Source organism: uncultured Mucilaginibacter sp. (genome assembly GCF_903913935.1).
Taxonomy (GTDB): domain Bacteria; phylum Bacteroidota; class Bacteroidia; order Sphingobacteriales; family Sphingobacteriaceae; genus Mucilaginibacter.
On record NZ_CAIWNH010000017.1, the window covers coordinates 26,350 to 45,716 of the forward strand.

Annotated in this window: 22 protein-coding genes; all 22 read right to left on the reverse strand. The window is 42.6% G+C overall.

Annotation, left to right across the window (positions count from 1 at the left end; translation table 11 throughout):
- Positions 1–6: 6 nt before the first annotated feature.
- On the reverse strand, positions 7–552 hold the full coding sequence (locus tag QZY09_RS00610) for an inorganic diphosphatase (RefSeq protein ID WP_295666756.1): 546 nt from the start codon (positions 550–552) through the stop codon (positions 7–9).
- A 9-nt stretch (positions 553–561) separates the two neighbouring features.
- Complete coding sequence (locus QZY09_RS00615) at positions 562–1,209, reverse strand: VTT domain-containing protein (protein ID WP_295666758.1); 648 nt, start codon at positions 1,207–1,209, stop codon at positions 562–564.
- 58 nt (positions 1,210–1,267) lie between these two features.
- The gene (locus tag QZY09_RS00620; protein ID WP_295666762.1) at positions 1,268–2,653 is read right to left on the reverse strand and encodes an NADH-quinone oxidoreductase subunit N; all 1,386 of its coding nucleotides are present in this window, start codon (positions 2,651–2,653) and stop codon (positions 1,268–1,270) included.
- Complete coding sequence (locus tag QZY09_RS00625; RefSeq protein WP_295666764.1) at positions 2,650–4,116, reverse strand: NuoM family protein; 1,467 nt, start codon at positions 4,114–4,116, stop codon at positions 2,650–2,652. Before QZY09_RS00625 ends, QZY09_RS00620 begins: the two co-directional genes overlap by 4 nt.
- A 26-nt stretch (positions 4,117–4,142) precedes the next feature.
- Entirely contained in the window at positions 4,143–6,047 is a 1,905-nt protein-coding gene (nuoL, locus tag QZY09_RS00630) for an NADH-quinone oxidoreductase subunit L (protein ID WP_295666766.1), read from the reverse strand.
- 112 nt (positions 6,048–6,159) lie between these two features.
- A complete protein-coding gene (gene nuoK, locus QZY09_RS00635; RefSeq protein ID WP_096354896.1) occupies positions 6,160–6,489 on the reverse strand; it encodes an NADH-quinone oxidoreductase subunit NuoK in 330 nt (109 codons plus the stop codon).
- Positions 6,489–6,986, reverse strand: coding sequence for an NADH-quinone oxidoreductase subunit J (locus QZY09_RS00640; protein WP_096354895.1), 498 nt, complete (start codon positions 6,984–6,986; stop codon positions 6,489–6,491). The genes nuoK and QZY09_RS00640 overlap by 1 nt, the downstream gene beginning before the upstream one ends.
- 59 nt (positions 6,987–7,045) lie before the next feature.
- On the reverse strand, positions 7,046–7,543 hold the full coding sequence (locus QZY09_RS00645) for an NADH-quinone oxidoreductase subunit I (protein WP_295666773.1): 498 nt from the start codon (positions 7,541–7,543) through the stop codon (positions 7,046–7,048).
- 12 nt (positions 7,544–7,555) lie between these two features.
- Positions 7,556–8,599, reverse strand: coding sequence for an NADH-quinone oxidoreductase subunit NuoH (gene nuoH, locus QZY09_RS00650; protein WP_295666775.1), 1,044 nt, complete (start codon positions 8,597–8,599; stop codon positions 7,556–7,558).
- Positions 8,599–9,600: a 2Fe-2S iron-sulfur cluster-binding protein gene (locus QZY09_RS00655; RefSeq protein ID WP_295666777.1), complete on the reverse strand. Its 1,002-nt coding sequence runs from the start codon at positions 9,598–9,600 to the stop codon at positions 8,599–8,601. The genes nuoH and QZY09_RS00655 overlap by 1 nt, the downstream gene beginning before the upstream one ends.
- 72 nt (positions 9,601–9,672) lie before the next feature.
- Positions 9,673–11,034 carry an NADH-quinone oxidoreductase subunit NuoF gene (nuoF, locus tag QZY09_RS00660; protein ID WP_295666780.1) on the reverse strand — a complete coding sequence of 454 codons (1,362 nt, stop codon included), beginning with the start codon at positions 11,032–11,034 and terminating at the stop codon, positions 9,673–9,675.
- 219 nt (positions 11,035–11,253) lie between these two features.
- Complete coding sequence (locus QZY09_RS00665; RefSeq protein WP_295666783.1) at positions 11,254–11,436, reverse strand: hypothetical protein; 183 nt, start codon at positions 11,434–11,436, stop codon at positions 11,254–11,256.
- Between the two features lie 2 nt (positions 11,437–11,438).
- Positions 11,439–11,963: an NAD(P)H-dependent oxidoreductase subunit E gene (gene nuoE, locus QZY09_RS00670; RefSeq protein ID WP_295666786.1), complete on the reverse strand. Its 525-nt coding sequence runs from the start codon at positions 11,961–11,963 to the stop codon at positions 11,439–11,441.
- On the reverse strand, positions 11,956–13,167 hold the full coding sequence (locus QZY09_RS00675; protein ID WP_295666789.1) for an NADH-quinone oxidoreductase subunit D: 1,212 nt from the start codon (positions 13,165–13,167) through the stop codon (positions 11,956–11,958). The genes nuoE and QZY09_RS00675 overlap by 8 nt, the downstream gene beginning before the upstream one ends.
- 5 nt (positions 13,168–13,172) lie before the next feature.
- Complete coding sequence (locus QZY09_RS00680; protein ID WP_295666792.1) at positions 13,173–13,676, reverse strand: NADH-quinone oxidoreductase subunit C; 504 nt, start codon at positions 13,674–13,676, stop codon at positions 13,173–13,175.
- Positions 13,676–14,218 carry an NADH-quinone oxidoreductase subunit B gene (locus tag QZY09_RS00685; RefSeq protein WP_096354878.1) on the reverse strand — a complete coding sequence of 181 codons (543 nt, stop codon included), beginning with the start codon at positions 14,216–14,218 and terminating at the stop codon, positions 13,676–13,678. Before QZY09_RS00685 ends, QZY09_RS00680 begins: the two co-directional genes overlap by 1 nt.
- A 191-nt stretch (positions 14,219–14,409) precedes the next feature.
- Positions 14,410–14,781 (reverse strand): NADH-quinone oxidoreductase subunit A, encoded by a 372-nt coding sequence (locus tag QZY09_RS00690; protein ID WP_295666795.1) that lies wholly within the window; start codon positions 14,779–14,781, stop codon positions 14,410–14,412.
- 84 nt (positions 14,782–14,865) lie between these two features.
- Positions 14,866–16,602: a tetratricopeptide repeat protein gene (locus tag QZY09_RS00695; protein WP_295666799.1), complete on the reverse strand. Its 1,737-nt coding sequence runs from the start codon at positions 16,600–16,602 to the stop codon at positions 14,866–14,868.
- A gap of 324 nt (positions 16,603–16,926) precedes the next feature.
- Positions 16,927–17,841: a PstS family phosphate ABC transporter substrate-binding protein gene (locus QZY09_RS00700; protein WP_295666801.1), complete on the reverse strand. Its 915-nt coding sequence runs from the start codon at positions 17,839–17,841 to the stop codon at positions 16,927–16,929.
- Positions 17,828–18,055 (reverse strand): hypothetical protein, encoded by a 228-nt coding sequence (locus tag QZY09_RS00705; RefSeq protein ID WP_096354872.1) that lies wholly within the window; start codon positions 18,053–18,055, stop codon positions 17,828–17,830. The genes QZY09_RS00700 and QZY09_RS00705 overlap by 14 nt, the downstream gene beginning before the upstream one ends.
- A 10-nt stretch (positions 18,056–18,065) precedes the next feature.
- The gene (locus QZY09_RS00710) at positions 18,066–18,887 is read right to left on the reverse strand and encodes an energy transducer TonB (RefSeq protein ID WP_295666806.1); all 822 of its coding nucleotides are present in this window, start codon (positions 18,885–18,887) and stop codon (positions 18,066–18,068) included.
- A gap of 46 nt (positions 18,888–18,933) precedes the next feature.
- The coding region (locus QZY09_RS00715) for a biopolymer transporter ExbD (protein WP_295666809.1) at positions 18,934–19,367 on the reverse strand (434 nt) is incomplete at its 5' end.

Here is a 19,367-nt window from a genome sequence, read left to right on the forward strand (position 1 = left end):
GTTTATTTATTGGTACACGGGAAAAGTAGACTTATACAATTCCAAACTTTCTTTGATCACCTTATGTGCATATCGCATCCCTAAAAGGTGTTCAATGGTAACATTCTTACCTTCCAGTTTTTTGTAATCCTTAAAAAAGCGTACAATTTCCACCATTACATGCGGAGGAAGTTCGGCAAGGTCGTTGATGTAGTTGATCGACATATCATTTTTTGCTACCGCGATGATCTTATCGTCCTGTTCGCCGTTGTCAACCATGTGCATAACGCCAATAACTTTTGCCTCGATTATTGACATGGGGAATACATCAATGGAGCAGAGTACGAGTATATCTAAAGGGTCATTGTCATCACAATACGTTTGTGGGATAAACCCATAATTAGCCGGGTACATTACCGACGAAAATAAAACCCTGTCTAACTTTAACAGCCCGGATGCTTTGTCGATCTCATATTTGGCTTTGGATCCTTTAGGGATCTCAATAATTGCATTAACAATTTCGGGAATATTATCTCCGGGCGAAACCTGGTGCCATGGATGTTGTGTACTCATTTATAAATTTTATTTTAACTCTTTAACCTTTTCGCGATTGTGCTGATTTCGCTTGTACAACGCATAAATCAGCGGAACGCTTGTTACTATTATTAAACCAATTACAATATACTCAATATATTCTTTTAATTGCGGGTACCGTCGGCCTAAAAAATAACCGGATAAGGTAAATGTACATACCCAGGCAATACTGCCCGCAAAGTTATAAAGTGTGAATTTTTTAATGTCAACTTTAACAACTCCTGCAAAGATAGGTGCAAAAGTTCTAATTATTGGGAAAAATCTCCCTAAAACCAATGCTTTGCCCCCATGTTTGGCGTAAAATTCCTGCGCAACATTAATATGATGCTTTTTGAAGAAGAAAGAATTGCTTTTATTAAATAAGGCCGGCCCCGTTCGGTACCCAAACCAGTAGCCGGTATAATTTCCTAAAACGCCAGCTGCAATTAGTGATAAAACAAGGGTATAAATTGAAATATCAAACCTGCCGGTTGAGCAGAGTAGGCCCGACATGAATAACAAATAGTCGCCAGGTAAAAAGAAACCAAAAAACAGCCCGGTTTCAGCAAAAACAACAATAAGCAGAAAGAAGAACCCTAAGCTTATAATTGATCGGGCATCTGTTAAATTTTGCAGGTGTTCCCAAAAACTATCCATTTGCTATATCTGTAAAACTACAAATATTAAATGAATTTGTAATGCTTATGTTACAGATTTAAATAAGGTTTGAAATAAAGCCCGGGTAGATGCCAATCAGTATAGTTACCAATGCAGCAAAACCTAAAACCAGTTGATAAAATACCGGTACAGTAAGCTCGGCGCGTTCAGCATCACGGAAATACATGGCGATAATTACCCTGAAGTAATAAAAGATACTGATAACAGCATTTACCACTGCCAATAATACCAGCACTAACTTAAACTGCAGTAATGCGCCTGAGAACATAAAGAATTTACCAATAAACCCTGCGGTAAGCGGAATGCCCGCCAGTGAGAGCATGGCAATAGTTAACACAACTGCCAGGAAGGGGTTCTTTTTAGCCAACCCGTTAAAGCTCTCAAAATTATCGCTGCCTGATTGTTGCTGAACAAGTATTAAGGCGCCAAAGGCGATGATAGAGGCAATAGAATAAGCAGTGGCATACATGAATACCGAATTTGCAGAACTTGCACCAAGAGCTACAATAGCAAATAATAAGTAGCCTGCATGTGATATACTCGAAAAGGCCAGCATTCGTTTAAAGCTTTGCTGGTAAAGCGCAGTAATGTTGCCAATGAAAAGGGTAATAATAGTGATTACTAATAACACAGGCACCCAGAAATCAGATACCGGCGCAAAGCAAGCGCTGAACAGGCGTAAAAAAGCTGCAAATGCTGCTGTTTTTGCCACTGTCGACATGAACGCTGTAATCAGGGTAGGGGAGCCTTCGTACACATCCGGAGTCCAGAAATGGAAGGGGGCCGCACCTACTTTAAAGCACAAGCCAACTACGATCAGCAAGATGCCTGCATAAAACATCGGATCGATGCTATGTGGGTTTTGAATCACCCAATTACGGATGGTTTCGAGGTTAAACGAACCTGTAGAGCCATAAATCAAGGCAATACCAAACAGCAGGAAGCCTGTTGAAAATGCCCCCATAAGGAAGTATTTTAAAGCAGCTTCATTAGAGGCGAAGTCGGTTTTTTTAATACCTGCAAGGATGTATAAGCTAACCGACATGATCTCGATGCCGATAAACAGCATAACCAGGTTGTAAAAAGAAACCATTACGATAACCCCTGCCAGTGCAAACAGGATGATAGCATAATATTCCGCAATATGATTACTGATCTTTTCAAAATAACCGCGTGAAAGTAAGATGATCAGTATAGTCGTAATGATAGTAATGCCTGAAAATACAGCTGAAAAATTATTAAACAGCATCATACCACTATAAATCGGGGTAGCGGTGTCAGCCGAAGTATAAGATGCTACAGTAAAGCCCAGCGCGGCAATCAACCCAATAAGCGTTACGGGTAGTAATGCTTTTTGGGCTTTGTATAAACCCAGGTATAACAATAGTATAGGAAGAGTAGATATAATTATTAGGGTACTCATAGTTTTTGTTGGTAAAATTTAAAATTCAAGGTTTGAACCAATTTTGTAACTGCGGCGTCTGATATATGAAGTATTGGCTGCGGATAAATGCCAATTACAATAATAAGGGCGCAAATGATACAAAGGACCAGTTTCTCAGTACCTGTAATATCAGTAAAAGTGGCAGTTAATGCATTTGTTTCGCCTTGCATTACCTGTTTATACATCCGCAGCATATAAACCGCGCCAAGTATCATGGTTAAGCCGGCAACCGCAACAAGGTAAATGTTTACCTGGAAAACGCTGTTGAGCAATAAAAATTCGCCAACAAAACCATTGGTAAGCGGGAGGGCTACCGTCCCTAATACGATGATTAAAAATGCCAGCGCAAATTTGGGGGCTACTTTTGCGATGCCGCCCAGCTGGCTGATCTCGCGGGTACCCAAACGGGTGCTGATAATATCCCAGATAAAGAACATACCAATAACATTAATACCATGGCTCAGCATTTGGATCATGGCGCCCTGCAAACCTTGCACTGACCAGGCAAAGATGCCGGCTGCAATTAAGCCAACGTGTGCAATGGACGAATAAGCCACCAGCCGTTTCCCATCTTTTTGCCTGATGGCAATAATAGATGCATATACAATGCCGATTACTGCCAGCACAATTACAACGCTATACCATTGCATATAGCCAAGCGGCGCGTTTGGAATTAACCAGCGGATAACCCCATAGATGCCCATTTTTAGCATAATACCTGCTAATAGCATGGTGCCGGCTGCTGGCGCTTCGGTATAAGTATCAGGCTGCCAGGTGTGGAAAGGAAATAGCGGCATCTTTATAGCAAAAGCCAAAAAGAAAGCAAGAAAAACCCATGACTGTTGTTTGGCACCGAGCGCTAAATTATAAAAATGAAATATGTCGTAAGTTTTTTCAGGAGTTTGCAGGTACAGGTAAATGATAGCCAGTAACATGATCAGCGAACCTGAGAAAGTATAGATAAAAAACTTGATAGTTACTTTGATACGGTTTTCGCCGCCCCACAATGAACAGATAAAATAGATAGGGATCAAAGCCGCTTCCCAACCCACATAAAATAAAAATCCGTCTAAAGCGGTAAACACTACCAGCAAGCCTGCCTGCATAAATAAAATGAGGGCATAAAATGCATTTGCATTTTTGTATTGATGCTTATAGGTGGTTAAAATGATGAGCGGAACCAATAGCGTCGTCAGCAAAACCATCATCATGCTGATCCCGTCGATCCCTGCGTTAAAATAAATACCAAATTTGGGGATCCAGGGTACATCCGTAACAAACTGAAACGATGCATCAGGTACGAATTTGGATAAAAAAAGTGCAGCTACAACCAACTCGGCAACCGCAAAAGTTAAGGCAGCGTGTTTGGCCGCATTGTTTTTAAATAACAATACCGCAAGGGCTGCAACTACCGGCAAAAAAATTAAAATACTAACCGTCATTTTATATTGTAAACGCTAAACGTTTTTTAAAATTTAAAAACAAGTGTCAGGAGTATCGAAATGATCCCCAATACCATCATGAAAATATAAAAACCTACATTACCGGTTTGCAAAAGGCGCAGGCCTTTGCTTGCCTCAATTGATCCTTTACCCAGTCCATTCACAATTCCGTCTATACCCATTTTATCAACCACTTTATAGGCGAAGTCTGATAGCGCATCCAGTGGTTTCCGGATAATCATATCATACAATTCGTCTATGTAAAACTTATGGTAGGATAATTCAGCCAAAGCAGGGCGTTCCTCGGTATCGGCAACAGGCACATGGGCTTTCGTTACGTATTTGTTGAAAGCGTAAAACAAGGCTATTACGGCCCCGGCAACAGATAGTCCCATCAAGGTCCATTCTGTAGATTGTGTCAAAGGCGTCTCAGTAAAAATAGCCGCAGACTGTTTAAATACAGGCGCTAAAAACTGGGCCAGCCAATCGTGGCCACCCATAACCTCGGGAATGCCGATCAGACCGCCAACAATGGATAATGCTGCCAAAACAATTAGGGGAATGGTCATGGTAGCAGGTGATTCATGCAAATGATGCTCCTGTTCATGTGTGCCGCGGAACTTACCGAAGAAGGTAAGATACAGCATCCTGAACATATAGAATGAGGTGAACATGGCGGTAATAACACCAATCACCCACATTGCGGGGCTTTGTGCGAACACGTGCGCCAATATCTCGTCTTTTGAAAAGAAACCAGCAAATGGAGGAATACCTGCAATAGCAATAGTACCGATCAGCATCGTTCTGTAAGTTATAGGTAACTTGTTTTTGAGGCCGCCCATTTTACGCATATCTTGTTCGCCGCTAACCGCATGGATTACCGAGCCGGCGCCAAGGAATAATAAAGCCTTAAAAAACGCGTGGGTGAGCACATGGAAGAAAGCGCCGGTATAAGCGCCAACACCCAAACCTAAAAACATATAACCCAACTGCGAAACAGTTGAATAAGCCAGTACTTTTTTAATATCAGTTTGTGTTAAAGCGATAACAGCTGCTAAAACTGCGGTTGATAAGCCCACGATGGATATGACATGCAGCGTAACCGGCGCCAAAGTAAATAAGATATTTGAGCGGGCTATCATATAAACACCAGCAGTTACCATGGTTGCGGCATGGATGAGGGCCGAAACAGGTGTCGGGCCGGCCATCGCATCCGGAAGCCAGGTAAACAATGGTAATTGTGCCGATTTACCAACAGCGCCTACAAACAGTAGTAATGTGATCAAAACGTAAGGTGTACCAGCATACTGGCTGGTGCCTGCTTGCGGGAAGATATCTGCAAAGCTGGCACTGTGAAAATATCTCATCAGAATAAATATGCCAATGATAAAGCCCAGATCGCCGATACGGTTCATGATGAATGCTTTTTTAGCGGCGTCCGCATAATCCGGATTGGTGTACCAGAAACCGATGAGCAGGTAGGAGCACAGCCCTACACCTTCCCAGCCGATGAACATGATCAGGTAATTTGAACCTAAAACCAGTAAAAGCATAAAGAAGACGAACAGGTTAAGGTATGCGAAAAACTTGCCATAACCCGCGTCATCTTTCATATATCCTATCGAATATAAATGGATCAGGAAACCTACACCCGTAATGATGAGCAGTATTAATGCACTTAACTGATCTACCAAAAATGCAAAAGGCAGCTTGTAAATACCTGCTTCAAACCAGGTAAACAAAGTTACATTGATAGGCGCATGTGTTGAATTGATCTGCAAGAAAAGGCCCAGGCTTAAGCCAAATGAAACCAGTACCATTAAGCTGCCCAAAAAGCCGATGAGGCCTTTTGACAGCGTGTTGCGGCCTAAGCCGTTAATAATAAAACCGGCTAACGGTAGTACAGGAATAAGCCAGATGTAATTATCCATATAAGCCCCCTCTAAATCTCCCCCGGTGGGGGAGACGTTAAGATTTTTTTTAAGTTAAATTTTTAAAACAAAACAAATCCGAAATCGAAATTCCGATTTCCGAAATTATAAATTACCATTTCAACCTGTTCAGCACGTTGATGTCTATCGAATTTGTATTTCGATAGATCATTACGATGATGGCAAGTCCTATTGCTACTTCTGCAGCGGCCAGCGCCATGATAAAGAATACGAAAACCTGGCCCGTGGCATCGCCGCGGTAAACGGAAAATGCGGTTAACAGCAGGTTTACCGAGTTCAGCATCAACTCAACCGACATAAAGATCACGATCGCATTCCTGCGGATCAAAACACCGATAACCCCTATCGAAAATATGATAGAGCATAACAGGATGTAATGGTTAAGCGGAATAGCTTGTATGTTTTTTGATATGGTTTCCATCAGGTTGTTTTTGGGTCTTTAGTTGCCAGTAAAACAGCGCCAACCATTGCTGACAGCAGCAGGATGGATGAAACTTCAAATGGCAGTAAATATTCGTTGAACAAAATTTTGCCTAAGTTTTTTACCAGGCCCAGGTTAGGGTCCTGCAGCATTACCGGTTGCGAAATTTTAAATGCTTTTAAGGCTGCAATGATGGTTGTTAAAAAGCAACCGCCGCCAACAACCGCTGCAAGCTTAATGAGGCCGGATTTGCGGGGCTCAGACTCTTTATTCAGGTTGATCAGCATCAGGGTATATAAAAACAATACCAGGATCGCACCCATATATACAATGAAATTTACCACAGCTAAAAACTGTGCATTCATCAAAATATAATGAATAGTGAAGGTGAAAAATACTAGCACCAGGTAAAGAATGCTATGTACAGGATTTTTCGCAGAGATAACAAGTATCGAAAAAAAGATTGACAAAAATGCGATGAAGTAAAATGTACTCATGGTTTATATTTACAAAATACCTTACCCTTTAAAGTGCGGGACAAAGGTATAAAACTTCTTTATTGATTTAATGGGGCTTCTACTAATTTGTCCTTACCGTATATAAAATCTTTTCTCAAATAGTCTGACGTTACGTGCGGGCCATCCAGGTAAATCGCTTCTTTCGGGCAGGCTTCTTCACATAAGCCGCAAAAAATACAGCGCAGCATATTGATCTCGTAAACTGCTGCATATTTTTCTTCGCGGTATAAATGTTCTTCGCCTTTCTGGCGTTCAGCAGCTGTCATGGTGATGGCTTCTGCCGGGCATGATAAGGCGCATAAACCGCAGGCGGTGCAACGTTCCTTGCCATTCTCATCGCGTTTAAGCGAGTGCAGACCCCTGAAATTTTCAGAATATTCGCGTGTTTGCTCAGGATACTGCACGGTTACAGGTTTCCTGAAAAAGTGCCTCATGGTAATGGCCAGGCCCTGGAAAATGGCAGGCAAATAGATCCGCTCTAAAAAAGTGAGCGGCTTCGATTCCATTACTTTTCGCTTATTACTTAATGCTTCCATCTGTTTAATCGCTTATCTGTTTAAAAAAGTAATAACAATACCGGTAATGACAATATTGGCTATTGCCAGCGGGATCAATGCTTTCCAACCCAGGTCCATTAACTGATCGTAACGGAAACGGGGGATTGTCCAGCGAACCCACATAAAAAAGAAGATAAAGAAAAATATTTTTGCGAAAAGCGCGACCACACCCAAAATAGCTACCAGGTTTGGTGAGTGTATCATATCCATAAAAGGGAAATTATAACCGCCAAAATAAAGGGTAGCCATTACCGCACCAGACACGAACATATTGATATACTCAGAAAACAGGTAAAACCCAAGTTTCATGGAGGAGTATTCGGTGTGGTAACCACCAATCAGCTCAGTTTCGCATTCAGGAAGGTCGAAAGGGGTACGGTTGGTTTCTGCAAAAGCACAAACAATAAATAATAAAAAGCCTAATGGCTGTTTAAAAAAGTTCCAGGTAAACCAGCCATGCGCCCAAAAACCATGTTGCTGTTCAGCAATCTGGCGCAAGCTCAGGGTACCGGTAACCAATAGGAGGGCGATGATGGCCAGGCCCATTGAAATCTCGTAGCTGATGTTTTGCGATGCTGCACGTATAGCACCTAATAACGAATATTTGTTATTGGAGGCCCAACCGCCTATCATTACCCCATAAACACCAAGCGAAACCACGCCGAGTATGTAGAGGACGCCTACATTAATATCAGTAACCTGCAAGTCAATAACATGACCGGCAATGGTTAACTGCTGCCCCCATGGGATAACAGCCGAACCGATACATGCGGTAAATATGGACAGCGAAGGGCCTGCTATAAACAGGAACTTGCTTGCGCTTGCCGGAATGATCTCTTCTTTTAAAAACATTTTACCACCATCGGCAAAGGGTTGTAAAATACCCCATGGACCGGCGCGGTTAGGGCCAAGCCTGTCCTGAAAAAATGCGGCTACTTTACGTTCGGCATAGGTAGAGTATAAAGCAATCAGCAAGCTGATTGCAAAAATGATCACTACCAGGACAAATTTAATTATGATATCTGCAAGTTCCATTATAAGCGTGTTTCCCGTTCAAATTGTTCTTTATTAGCCTCTATCAGCACAGGATTTGATTTTACCACCGGTAAAGGTATAAAATCATAATGATTAGAACTGATTACCGATTTATGTGATACATGGCGCGGCCCGTCAATCACCCAATCTGACGTTTTCTTTTTGTCAAAGCGGCAAGTGTTGCAAATAAATTCTTCCACTTCGCCATATTCATCCTTACGTGCTGTTACACGCAAAACTTCTTCACCTTTATACCAAAGGGTTACCTTACCGTTGCAATCTTTATGATCGCATTCTCTGTGCGCTTCAACTGGTTTAGTAAACCAAACACGGTTTTTAAAGCGGAAAGTTTTGTCAGTTAAGGCGCCAACAGGGCAAACGTCGATCACGTTTCCTGAAAAATCGTTATCAACGGCATGTTGTATATAGGTAGATATTTCAGAATGATCGCCACGGTTTAAAATCCCGTGATAACGATGTTCGGTAAGCTGGTTAGCTACGAATACGCAACGATAACAAAGGATACAGCGGGTCATGTGCAGCTGTATTTTATCGCCGATATCAATTTTTTCGAAGGTACGACGGTCAAACTCATAACGGGTTTTAACCGCGCCATGCTCAAAACCAAGGTCCTGCAGGTGGCATTCTCCTGCCTGGTCGCAAATAGGGCAATCCAGCGGGTGGTTTACCAGCAGCATTTCTACGATCCCTTTACGGGCTTCAATAACTTCGGGCGAGGTGATGTTTTGCACTTCCATGCCATCCATAACTGTGGTGCGGCATGAAGCCACCAGTTTGGGCATAGGGCGCGGGTCTTTTTCAGATCCTTTGCTCACTTTTACCAAACAGGTACGGCATTTACCGCCGCTATCCTTTAGTTTTGAATAATAGCACATCGCAGGCGGAACAATATCGCCACCAATCTGCCTCGCGGCGTTCAGGATGGATGTTCCCGGTTCTACTTCAATGGCAATGCCATCTATGGTTACTTTAACTGACATTCTATATTAGTCAAAATTATATTTTCCAACCGTCAATCGCCGCGTTTGCGACAGCGACGCTGTTATTATTATTTATGCTACAACTTCCGGTTTCGGCAGCGGATCAGCATAATGCGCCAATCCAAAATTCCTCGTTACCGCTTCCGAAGCATTGGTTACATGCCATTCAAATTCGTCCCTGAAATGACGGATGGCGCTGGCCACCGGCCATGCAGCCGCATCGCCCAGCGGACAAATGGTATTTCCTTCAATTTTTTTCGATACATCAACCAGCAGGTCCATGTCGCTCATTTTGCCATGGCCGTATTCTAAACGGTGCAATACTTTTTCCATCCACCCGGTACCTTCGCGGCATGGCGAGCATTGCCCGCAGCTTTCGTGGTGATAAAAACGGGTAAAATTCCATGTATTGCGTACAATGCACTGATCCTCGTCAAAGGCGATAAAACCGCCTGAGCCCATCATGGTGCCCGTAGCAAAACCACCGTCTGACAATGATTCATAGCTCATCAGGCGTGGTTGGTTATTAATGGTTTTCAGGAAAAGGTTTGCAGGAAGTATCGGTACGGATGAACCGCCGGCCACAACCGCTTTTAAACGTTTGCCATTGGCGATACCGCCGCAATATTCGTCGGAATATAAAAATTCTTCGGCTGGCAAGCCCAGGTCAATTTCATAAACGCCAGGATTTTTAACGTTGCCGCCAGCTGAGATCAATTTGGTCCCGGTACTGCGGCCAATGCCTATTTTGGCATATTCTTCCCCGCCTTCGTTGATGATCGGAACAACTGCTGCAATTGATTCCACGTTATTTACTACTGTAGGGCAGCCATATAAACCGGCAATAGCGGGAAATGGCGGTTTGATGCGTGGATTACCGCGCTTGCCTTCCAGTGATTCCAGTAAAGCGGTTTCTTCGCCGCAGATATAGGCGCCACCGCCCGGTTGCACATATAGTTCAAGATCGTAGCCTGAGCCTAAAATGTTTTTACCAAGGAAACCAGCATTTTTTGCTTCCGCGATTGCTTTTTCAAGGATTCTGATCTGCGGCATCATTTCACCGCGAACGTAGATATAGGATACTTTAGCGCCAAGGGCATAGCTTGCAGTGATCATCCCTTCAATTAATAAGTGGGGGATATAGGTCATCAGGTAGCGGTCCTTAAAAGTTCCTGGTTCTGATTCATCTGCATTGCAAACCAGGTAGCGGGCAACACCTTCCGGTTTAGCCAGAAAGCTCCATTTCATCCCGGTAGGGAAACCCGCGCCGCCACGGCCGCGCAGCCCCGATTTCTTAACTTCTTCAACCACTTCGTCGGGCGACATGGTTTTTAAAGCTTTTTCAACCGAAGCATAGCCGCCTTTTGAGCGGTAAACATCAAAAGTATTGATGCCGGGTACGTTGATGTGTTCTAATAGTAATTTACGTGCCATTACTGTTAATAAATTTTGCCGGTTAATTTATACCCGGCTATATGTTGTGCCGCACAATTTGACAGAATTAATACGGTAATTAAACCTATGATTAAATTGTTATGCGGCTGAATATTCCAAAACAAAAACAACATGATCCCGCTGATTAAAGCCGAATCCCATACAATTAATTTTATTCTGTTGTTCATTTATTTTTTATCTACTTATAACGTCGCCAGGCTAATACAAGCGTTTTGTATGCCTGTAGTGGTTGATATGCCTGATAATGCTGCTGGCAACAGCAATAATTATCAGGAACTTCAGGAACACCGGTATTTGATCGATGCTTTCGTTGGTTAAATTGATAACAGCTACGGTTACAACCAATAAAGTATCTGACACAACTAAAGCTGTTCCTGTCATTATTAATTTTTGCCTTTCGCTTTTAATTCCGCAATCAGCTTATCAACCCCCTCGTTTGTTAAATTTTCATAAAATGTATATTCGGGACCAATTTGTAAAACCGGGCCGAAACCGCAGGCAGCAAGGCATTCAACACCCCGCCAGCTAAACAGGCCGTCGGAAGTAACTTCACCTTCCTTAACGCCCAGTTTCTCTTCAATATGGTCCATTATTTTTTCAGCGCCCACCAGGCAGCAAGGGCCGGTGCGGCAAACCTCCAATACGTATTTGCCTTGCGGGCGCATAAAGTACATGGAGTAAAAAGTGGCTACTTCGTATACTTCAATCGATTGGATACTGAGGTATTCAGCAACAGTATCCATAGCAGCTGCGCTAAGCCAACCCAATTCAGCCTGTACAAGGTGCAAAATGGGCAATAAAGCCGATTTTTGCTTCCCTTCGGGATAACGGCTTACGATTTCATCGAACTTTTTTAACAGTTCCGGCGAAAATTCAACCGGCGCCTGGGTTTCTTCAACTCTAAGCATCTAACTCTCCGGCTATAACGTTTAAACTACTCATGTTAATTATCGCATCTGATAACAGCATGCCGCGGCTCATCGGCGCGTACATCTGGTAATTAATGAAGCTTGGCCGGCGGAAATGCAAACGGTAAGGCGAGCGTCCGCCGTCGTTTACCAGGTAAAAGCCCAATTCGCCGTTACCACCTTCAACCGAGTGGTAAACTTCTGTATTTGGTGTAGGTATTTCGCCCATCACTATTTTAAAGTGATAGATCAGCGCTTCCATATTATTATATACATCCTCTTTCGGAGGCAGGTAAAAGTCAGGTACATCCGCGTGGAAAATATCCGAAGGCTCGTTTTCAAGTTTAACCAATGCCTGCTCAATCAGGCGCAAGCTTTGCCACATTTCTTCCTGGCGTACCAGGTAACGGCTGTAAACATCGCCGTTTTCGCCCACGGGTACTTCAAAATCAAATTCCTCATATGAGCAATAAGGGTTCATTGCCCTTACATCATAATCAACACCTGTTGCACGTAATATCGGCCCGCTCCAGCTGTAGCTAATCGCGTCTTCGGCGGTTACTGCTGCAACATCCTTGGTACGGTCAATAAATATGCGGTTACGTTTGGTGAGGTTTTCAAACTCCTTTAAAACAACCGGGTATTCTTTTAAAAACTTACGCAGTTTTCTGAAAGCGATGGCATTGAAATTACGTTCGAAACCGCCTATACGGCCAATATTGGTGGTAAGGCGCGAACCGCAAACCTCTTCGTAAATTTCATAGATAGCCTCGCGGTATTCCATTACGTAAAAGAAGCCTGTAGCGGCACCTGTATCAACAGCGAGTACGCTGTTACAGATCAAATGGTCGGCAATACGTGCCAGTTCCATAATAATGATCCGCAGGTAATCAACACGTTTTGGCGTTTGTATGCCCAGTAATTTTTCAACTGTCATGTGCCAGCCCATGTTATTGATGGGCGATGAGCAGTAGTTTAACCTGTCGGTTAATGGGGTGATCTGGTAAAACGGCCGGTGTTCGGCAATTTTTTCAAAAGCACGGTGGATGTAGCCTATGGTGGATACGCCGCTTACAATTCTTTCGCCATCCAGTTGCAGCACATTTTGGAATACACCATGTGTGGCAGGGTGGGTTGGGCCCAGGTTAAGGGTTGAAAGCTCGGTTTGCGGATCGTTATCTGTATATACCGGATGGTTCTGCATTGCTTTTATCTTCCAAAAAAATAATCTTTTTTATCAACACGGTTAGGGTCTTCCAGCGGGAATTCTTTTCGCATCGGGAAGGCCGTCATGTCGTCAACATTTAATATCCTTCGTAAGTCAGGGTGCCCGTCAAATATCACCCCAAAAAGGTCATACGTTTCGCGTTCCATCCAGTTGGCGCCGTTCCAGATATTGGTGGCGGTTGGGATATGCACATCGGCATCTTCCAAAAATACCTTTATCCTTCCGCGTACATTATTTACCAGGCTATGCAAATGGTAAATTACCCCGATAGGTTTTGGCAGTTCGGGGTAATGGATAGCGGTAATATCTGTTAAATAAATAAACTGTAATGCGGCATCGTTTTTTAACCAGGTTAGCAGATCAATGATCTGGTCGCGACCGGTCTCAAAGGTTAATAAGCCAAATGGTTCGCCAAGGAGGGTTACCTGGTCACTATATTTTTCGCTGATCTTTTTTACAAGATCTTCGTTTGTTAATTTACCCATTATTGAATTCCGTATGAAGCTAGTAGTTCCTGATATTTTGGCTCATTCCTGCGGCGCAAAGTTTCTGATTGCACCAGTTTTTGAATTTGTATGAAGCCGTCAATAATGGCTTCGGGGCGTGGCGGACAGCCGGGCACGTAAACGTCAACCGGTATCACTTCGTCAATTCCCTGTAAAACAGAATAAGTATCAAAAATACCGCCGCTTGATGCGCAGGCGCCAACGGCCATTACCCAGCGTGGTTCAGCCATTTGCAGGTAAACCTGGCGCAAAACAGGGCCCATTTTTTTGGAGATGGTACCCATCACCATTAAAAGGTCGGCCTGGCGGGGCGAAAAGCTTAACCTTTCGGCGCCAAAACGGGCCAGGTCATAATGTGGCGACATAGTAGCCATAAATTCGATCCCGCAGCATGAAGTAGCAAATGGCAGTGGCCATAATGAATATGAACGCGCTAAACCTATTGCTTTATCAACCGAAGTAGCAAAGAAACCTGCTCCTTCTACGCCCGCAGGGGCATCAACTAACTGAATTTCACTCATGATCTATATCAAACAAAAACCCGTCCTAAATTGACTATGTGGTTGCAAATTTACAATAAATAACTAATGTATAAGATACACTTTGCAATATGGTATTTATATTTAGAATTAGTCTAAACAGGATAATTTAACTGCAAGCTTATATAAATAACCCCAGGTAGAGGGTGTATTAATACCAGATTGGACAAATGTTAATCCCAGTCAAGTGCGCCTTTTTTTATAACATAGATAAAGCCCAGCAGCAGGGTGCCCATAAAAATGAACATTTCTATCATGCCTTGCTGGCCAAGGTCCTTAAAGTTGACTGCCCAGGGGTACATGAAAATTACTTCCACATCAAACAATACAAATAGGATGGCTACCAGGAAATATTTGATGGAGATAGGGGTACGCGCGTTACCGATTACCTCGATACCCGATTCAAAGGTGGTTAACTTATCTTTCGTTTTGCGTGTGGGGCCCAATTTATGGGTAAAAAACATGGTGACAACCACAAAGGCCAATGCCACGATCATTTGAAAAATGATGGGCAAATAATTTACGGGCAAACTATGTATTTCCATGTTGCAAATATACAAACGGAACGATAATAAAAAAGCCTCCCTGATGTTTTATCAGCGAGGCTTTTTTTATTTATGGAATGGGTTTTACTTTGCTTTTCCTGAAGTTTGAAAGTAATAGGTAACCCGGGCATCAGTCGGGTCAAGTTCCTTCGCTTTGTTAAAATAATCCAGGGCTTTGGCGTGGTCCTTATCTTTAAATTCAGCATAGTTGCCTAAATAAACATAGGAATCAACCAAATTACTTTTGGTAGTTTCATCAGGTGTACCGCCTTTAGCCAATACCAACTGGATGTATTGTTCGTAAAAAGGTTTTGCCAATCCTTTGATGTTGTTCCTGTCGCCTGAATCTTCAAAATCCTTCACCTGCGCCTGGTAATATACAACGCTAACGTTAGGACTGGCCAGTTTACGCTGAACATAGGTAAAAGCTGAATCGGCTTTTGTAAGCAATGTCGTATCTGGTATATAGGTCTTAACAGTTTGTGATTTGCGAGCCTGTGCTAAATAGGCTTCGTAAAAACTATAACCCTCGTTAAAATGGTCTTTCAGTTTAGCGTGAGAAGATTTTTGCCCATAAACATGATAAGCATCTGCTGCTTCCTGGTATTTTTTCAGGCTAAATAAAGAAGTTGCTATATCGCCATAAACATCTACCTGCGTGGTATCCAGTGTTAAAGCTTTGCGAAGGTCAAGTACGCCTAATGAATCTTTTTTAAGAGCCAGCTCTATCTTGCCTAATTTTAAATAATCTGTAGGGATCAAACGTTTTGGATCTGCCTGGGTAACCCATTTGGTTAAAGCGGCTTCGCCAGCAGGATAGTCCTTGTTTTCCAGGGCGGCATAACCTAAATAGCGGTAAACCCTTAAGTTAGATCTTGACGCGCCCGATAGGTCAGTTGCAACCTTTTGCAGGGTTACATAATCTTTTGCGGTGATCAAAAAGTCAGCATAGCGCATTTGCGATTCAACCGAGTAATCAGTAAGGCTGATGTATTTTTTATAGTTATCAGCTGCTTCCTGAATTTTGGCATCATGTATGGCGGGGTCAGTATCGGCCCAGCGTAAATCAGTTTCGGCCCATTCGCGATAGGCGGGTCCATAGTTAGGATCGATTGTCAACGCTGCCTTAAACTGGGTTACGGCGCCGTCAAAGTTGTCTGCAAATTTCCATAATACACCCTCAGCAACATTTGCTGAAGCCGATTTAGGGTCAATTGCCAATGCTGATGAGTAAGCGCTATAAGCATCATTGCTGCTTAATTGCGAGCGGTAGGCATCGCCAAGCGCTGTTAATACCTCTGCATCACGCGGATTGGCAGCTTTGCCCTGGTTTAATGCTGCAATAGCAGCATTTGCATCGGCCTGGCTTACAGCAGATCCTTTAGGACCAATACTGCTGCCGCTAACAGGTAACAAGTACGACAAACCTATATATAAAAAAGGCGTGCTGTTTTTCTTTCCTGCAAGGGTTATTGCCGCGTTAAAATTTGTTGTAGCGGTGCTATTGTCTTTTTCAATATGGGCAGCAGCTCCCAAACCAACATAATTTAATGCTGATTTGCTGTTTACAGCAAGTCCTTTGTTGAAAATCGTTTTGGCTGAGTCCAGATAATCCTGCTTCAGATATACCCAACCCAGGTAAAAATAGTTTTCATCTTTATCTGCCTGCGTAACCGTCAGGTTTTTTAGCATCGATTTAGCCTTCTGGTATTGTTCGGCATCAATTGCTTTTTTGGCATCTGCTAAACTTTGAGCAAAAACTGATGAACCTATAAATAACAGTCCTAACCCTGAGGCGGCTATTTTACTGATCATTTTCATTTTTATTAGTTAATTCGTTATCGTTTTATGTTTAATTGCGTTCTGTCAGCAGCAGCATATTTACTTTTTATTTTAATGTTTCAGTAAACCAGCGGTACTTCCCTCATTCTTATAATTGTTTTCTTAGCATTAACTGCTAAATTACTAATTAATTGTTTTTTACTGCAACATTGTGACTTTAGAAATGTTTTTCCCCTTGAAACAGTATGTAAAAAAACATTTTTTTTTGGATAATCCTGCAATATTATATTTTTTAGATTGATTTTGCCGGTACAAGTTTAAACAAGTTTATACAAAATAAATAAACCCGGTTAACTGTTTCAGTTATTTTACAATATTTATTTGCCTATCCGGTATATTATCGGGCAGAATTCCGGATTTTAATACAATCAGCTGCCCTCTTTCACCCCTCATAAACACCTCAAATTTCATTCCTAAACTCATATTGCCGGTGCAATTAACAATATATAAATCGCGGGTGAGAGGATATTGTTTTAACGCAAGGGTAGTTTGCGATGGTGTAAAATAATCAGGGGAGGCATTTTTTGCGGTGTCATTTCTCACACCTACAATTTTTATATTATCGACAGCATCGGCGTAGTCTTTATCCGGATCATTAAGCCACGGAAACCCGACAATCCCTATTGAATTTGGGTGCTGGCTGACGTATTTGATGACGTCCTTGTTGGATTTGAGGGAGAAAATATTTTTTTGTTTAAGCTCCTTATTGCCGGAAAACTCTTTCAGATACCTCACCAGGCCCGAGTTTGGGTTGTCAAATATGATATTTTTATCCTGCTTAGCCTGTCCGTTAAGCATCTTTTTTACGTCGCTAACGGTAATAGTGGTGTCGTTGGAGGCTTTGTTAACAATAATGGCGATCGCATCCACAGCAAAGCGGTTCACAATAGTTACCAGGTTGCGGGATTTTAATACTTGTTTTTCCTGCGGGTTTAACTCGCGTGAGATAAGGACCATCCGAACACTGTCTGCTAAAAGCAGGTTGACAGCGTCATTTTCAGGTGCATAAATTACGCTTGGGCGAGACTTGGTCTCCAGCGCTTTAAATACATATAATTCCTGGTCGACGATTGGCTGCAGGGATTCATCTACAACCATTGTCAAGCTATCAGCGCTATATTTACCCTTTTTTAGGGTATTGGTTTTATGCCCGCAGCTTTGGCACAGCAGGAACAGAACAATAAGGCTAACGCCGGGGGTGAAACTATACCTGGTCATTGTTTTTTTTAAATATGCGCGAAATCCGCAGCACCGCGTAGAGGATGATCAATGAACCGAAAAGTATTTTTTGGGTTTTTGGTAAGTTTGAAAACAGTTTGTCGTCAAAGATCACCATCAGCCCCCATGCGAAAATTGCTATAAATACTACGGCTCCTAAAATAAGCAAAAATCGCCGGGAGGGCGATTTTTGCTTGTTATTATCTGTAAACATTTAACTGTTATTATTCTTCAGACGATAGCGTAAAGTTGATAGGTACGCTGTACATTACACGTACAGGGCGACCGTTTTGAATACCTGGTTTCCAGTGCGGTGAATTTTTTACAACGCGAATTGCTTCTTCATCGCAACCATCACCTATACCACGTACCACTTTGATATCTGTTAACGAACCATCTTTCTCGCAAACAAACTGTACAACTACCCTTCCCTGGGTATTGTTTTCCCTTGCAACTGCGGGATAGCGGATGGTTTTTCCAAGATATTTATAAAATGCATCCAGACCTCCGGGGAACTCAGGGTTTTGCTCAACTGCTGTAAAGATTTTGTTACCATCATCTTCGGTTACTTTCTTTTCTGCTGTTCCAACAGGTTCATCGATTGTAACGTCTGCTTTTGAGTCGCCTTTCAGGTTTTTCTGACCGGGGTCAGCTACTTCAAGTTCCTTAACGGTTGGTGGTTTTTCCTTTACCTCAGCATCCGGTTTTACAACAGGAGGCGGGAATCTTACCTGGTCAACCTTTGGTTTTGGCGGTTCAGGCGGAGGTGGCGGAGGTGGTTTTTTAATATCCACCGGGGGTGGAGCAAGCACCACGTTGGTGATCTTCACCTTTTCTTTGGCTTTAGGGATAAAGCCGGAAATAGCGTTGATGATAGTATTTGCAGAAATAATAATAACAAAGGCGATAACACCTATGATAAGGGCGGTACGGGTATTGCGCCCGTTGTCCCTTCTTAGTTCATACGCGCCATATGCTTTATTACGACCGGCAAATACGACATCAATCCATTCCTGATTAAATATGTCTAATTTTGATCCTAACATTTTTTTAGGCTTTAGTAATTAATTAACGGTTACAGTAAATAAAATATTACTGATAAATATTATTCTTTTTAAGGTCGTCGATCTCCATTTGTGTGATTTTTACGATCGCATAAATCTGCACGTTGGTGATCTTCATCTCGTCAAGCGCGGAAACCAGGTTTTGGTAGGTCGATTTATCGCTTGGCTTGATCAATACTTCCATCGTATTATCGGGCGCAGCATGCGTCGATTCAACTTGTTTGGCATTATCGATCAATGCTTTGCGTAAACCATCTTTACCATAGTGGTCAACTGTAGGTGCTGACTTACCTGGCTCGCCCATATACCATTCTACCTTATTGTTGCTTCCTAAAAGGATTGTCATGGAACGGGAGGCTGCAATCGGTAAACTCTGCGTCTTAACGGAGTTATCAGGCATCGCCACGTTCATGGCCTTTGGTTTGTTCAGCGTGGTAGTGTACATAAAAAAGGTGATCAAAA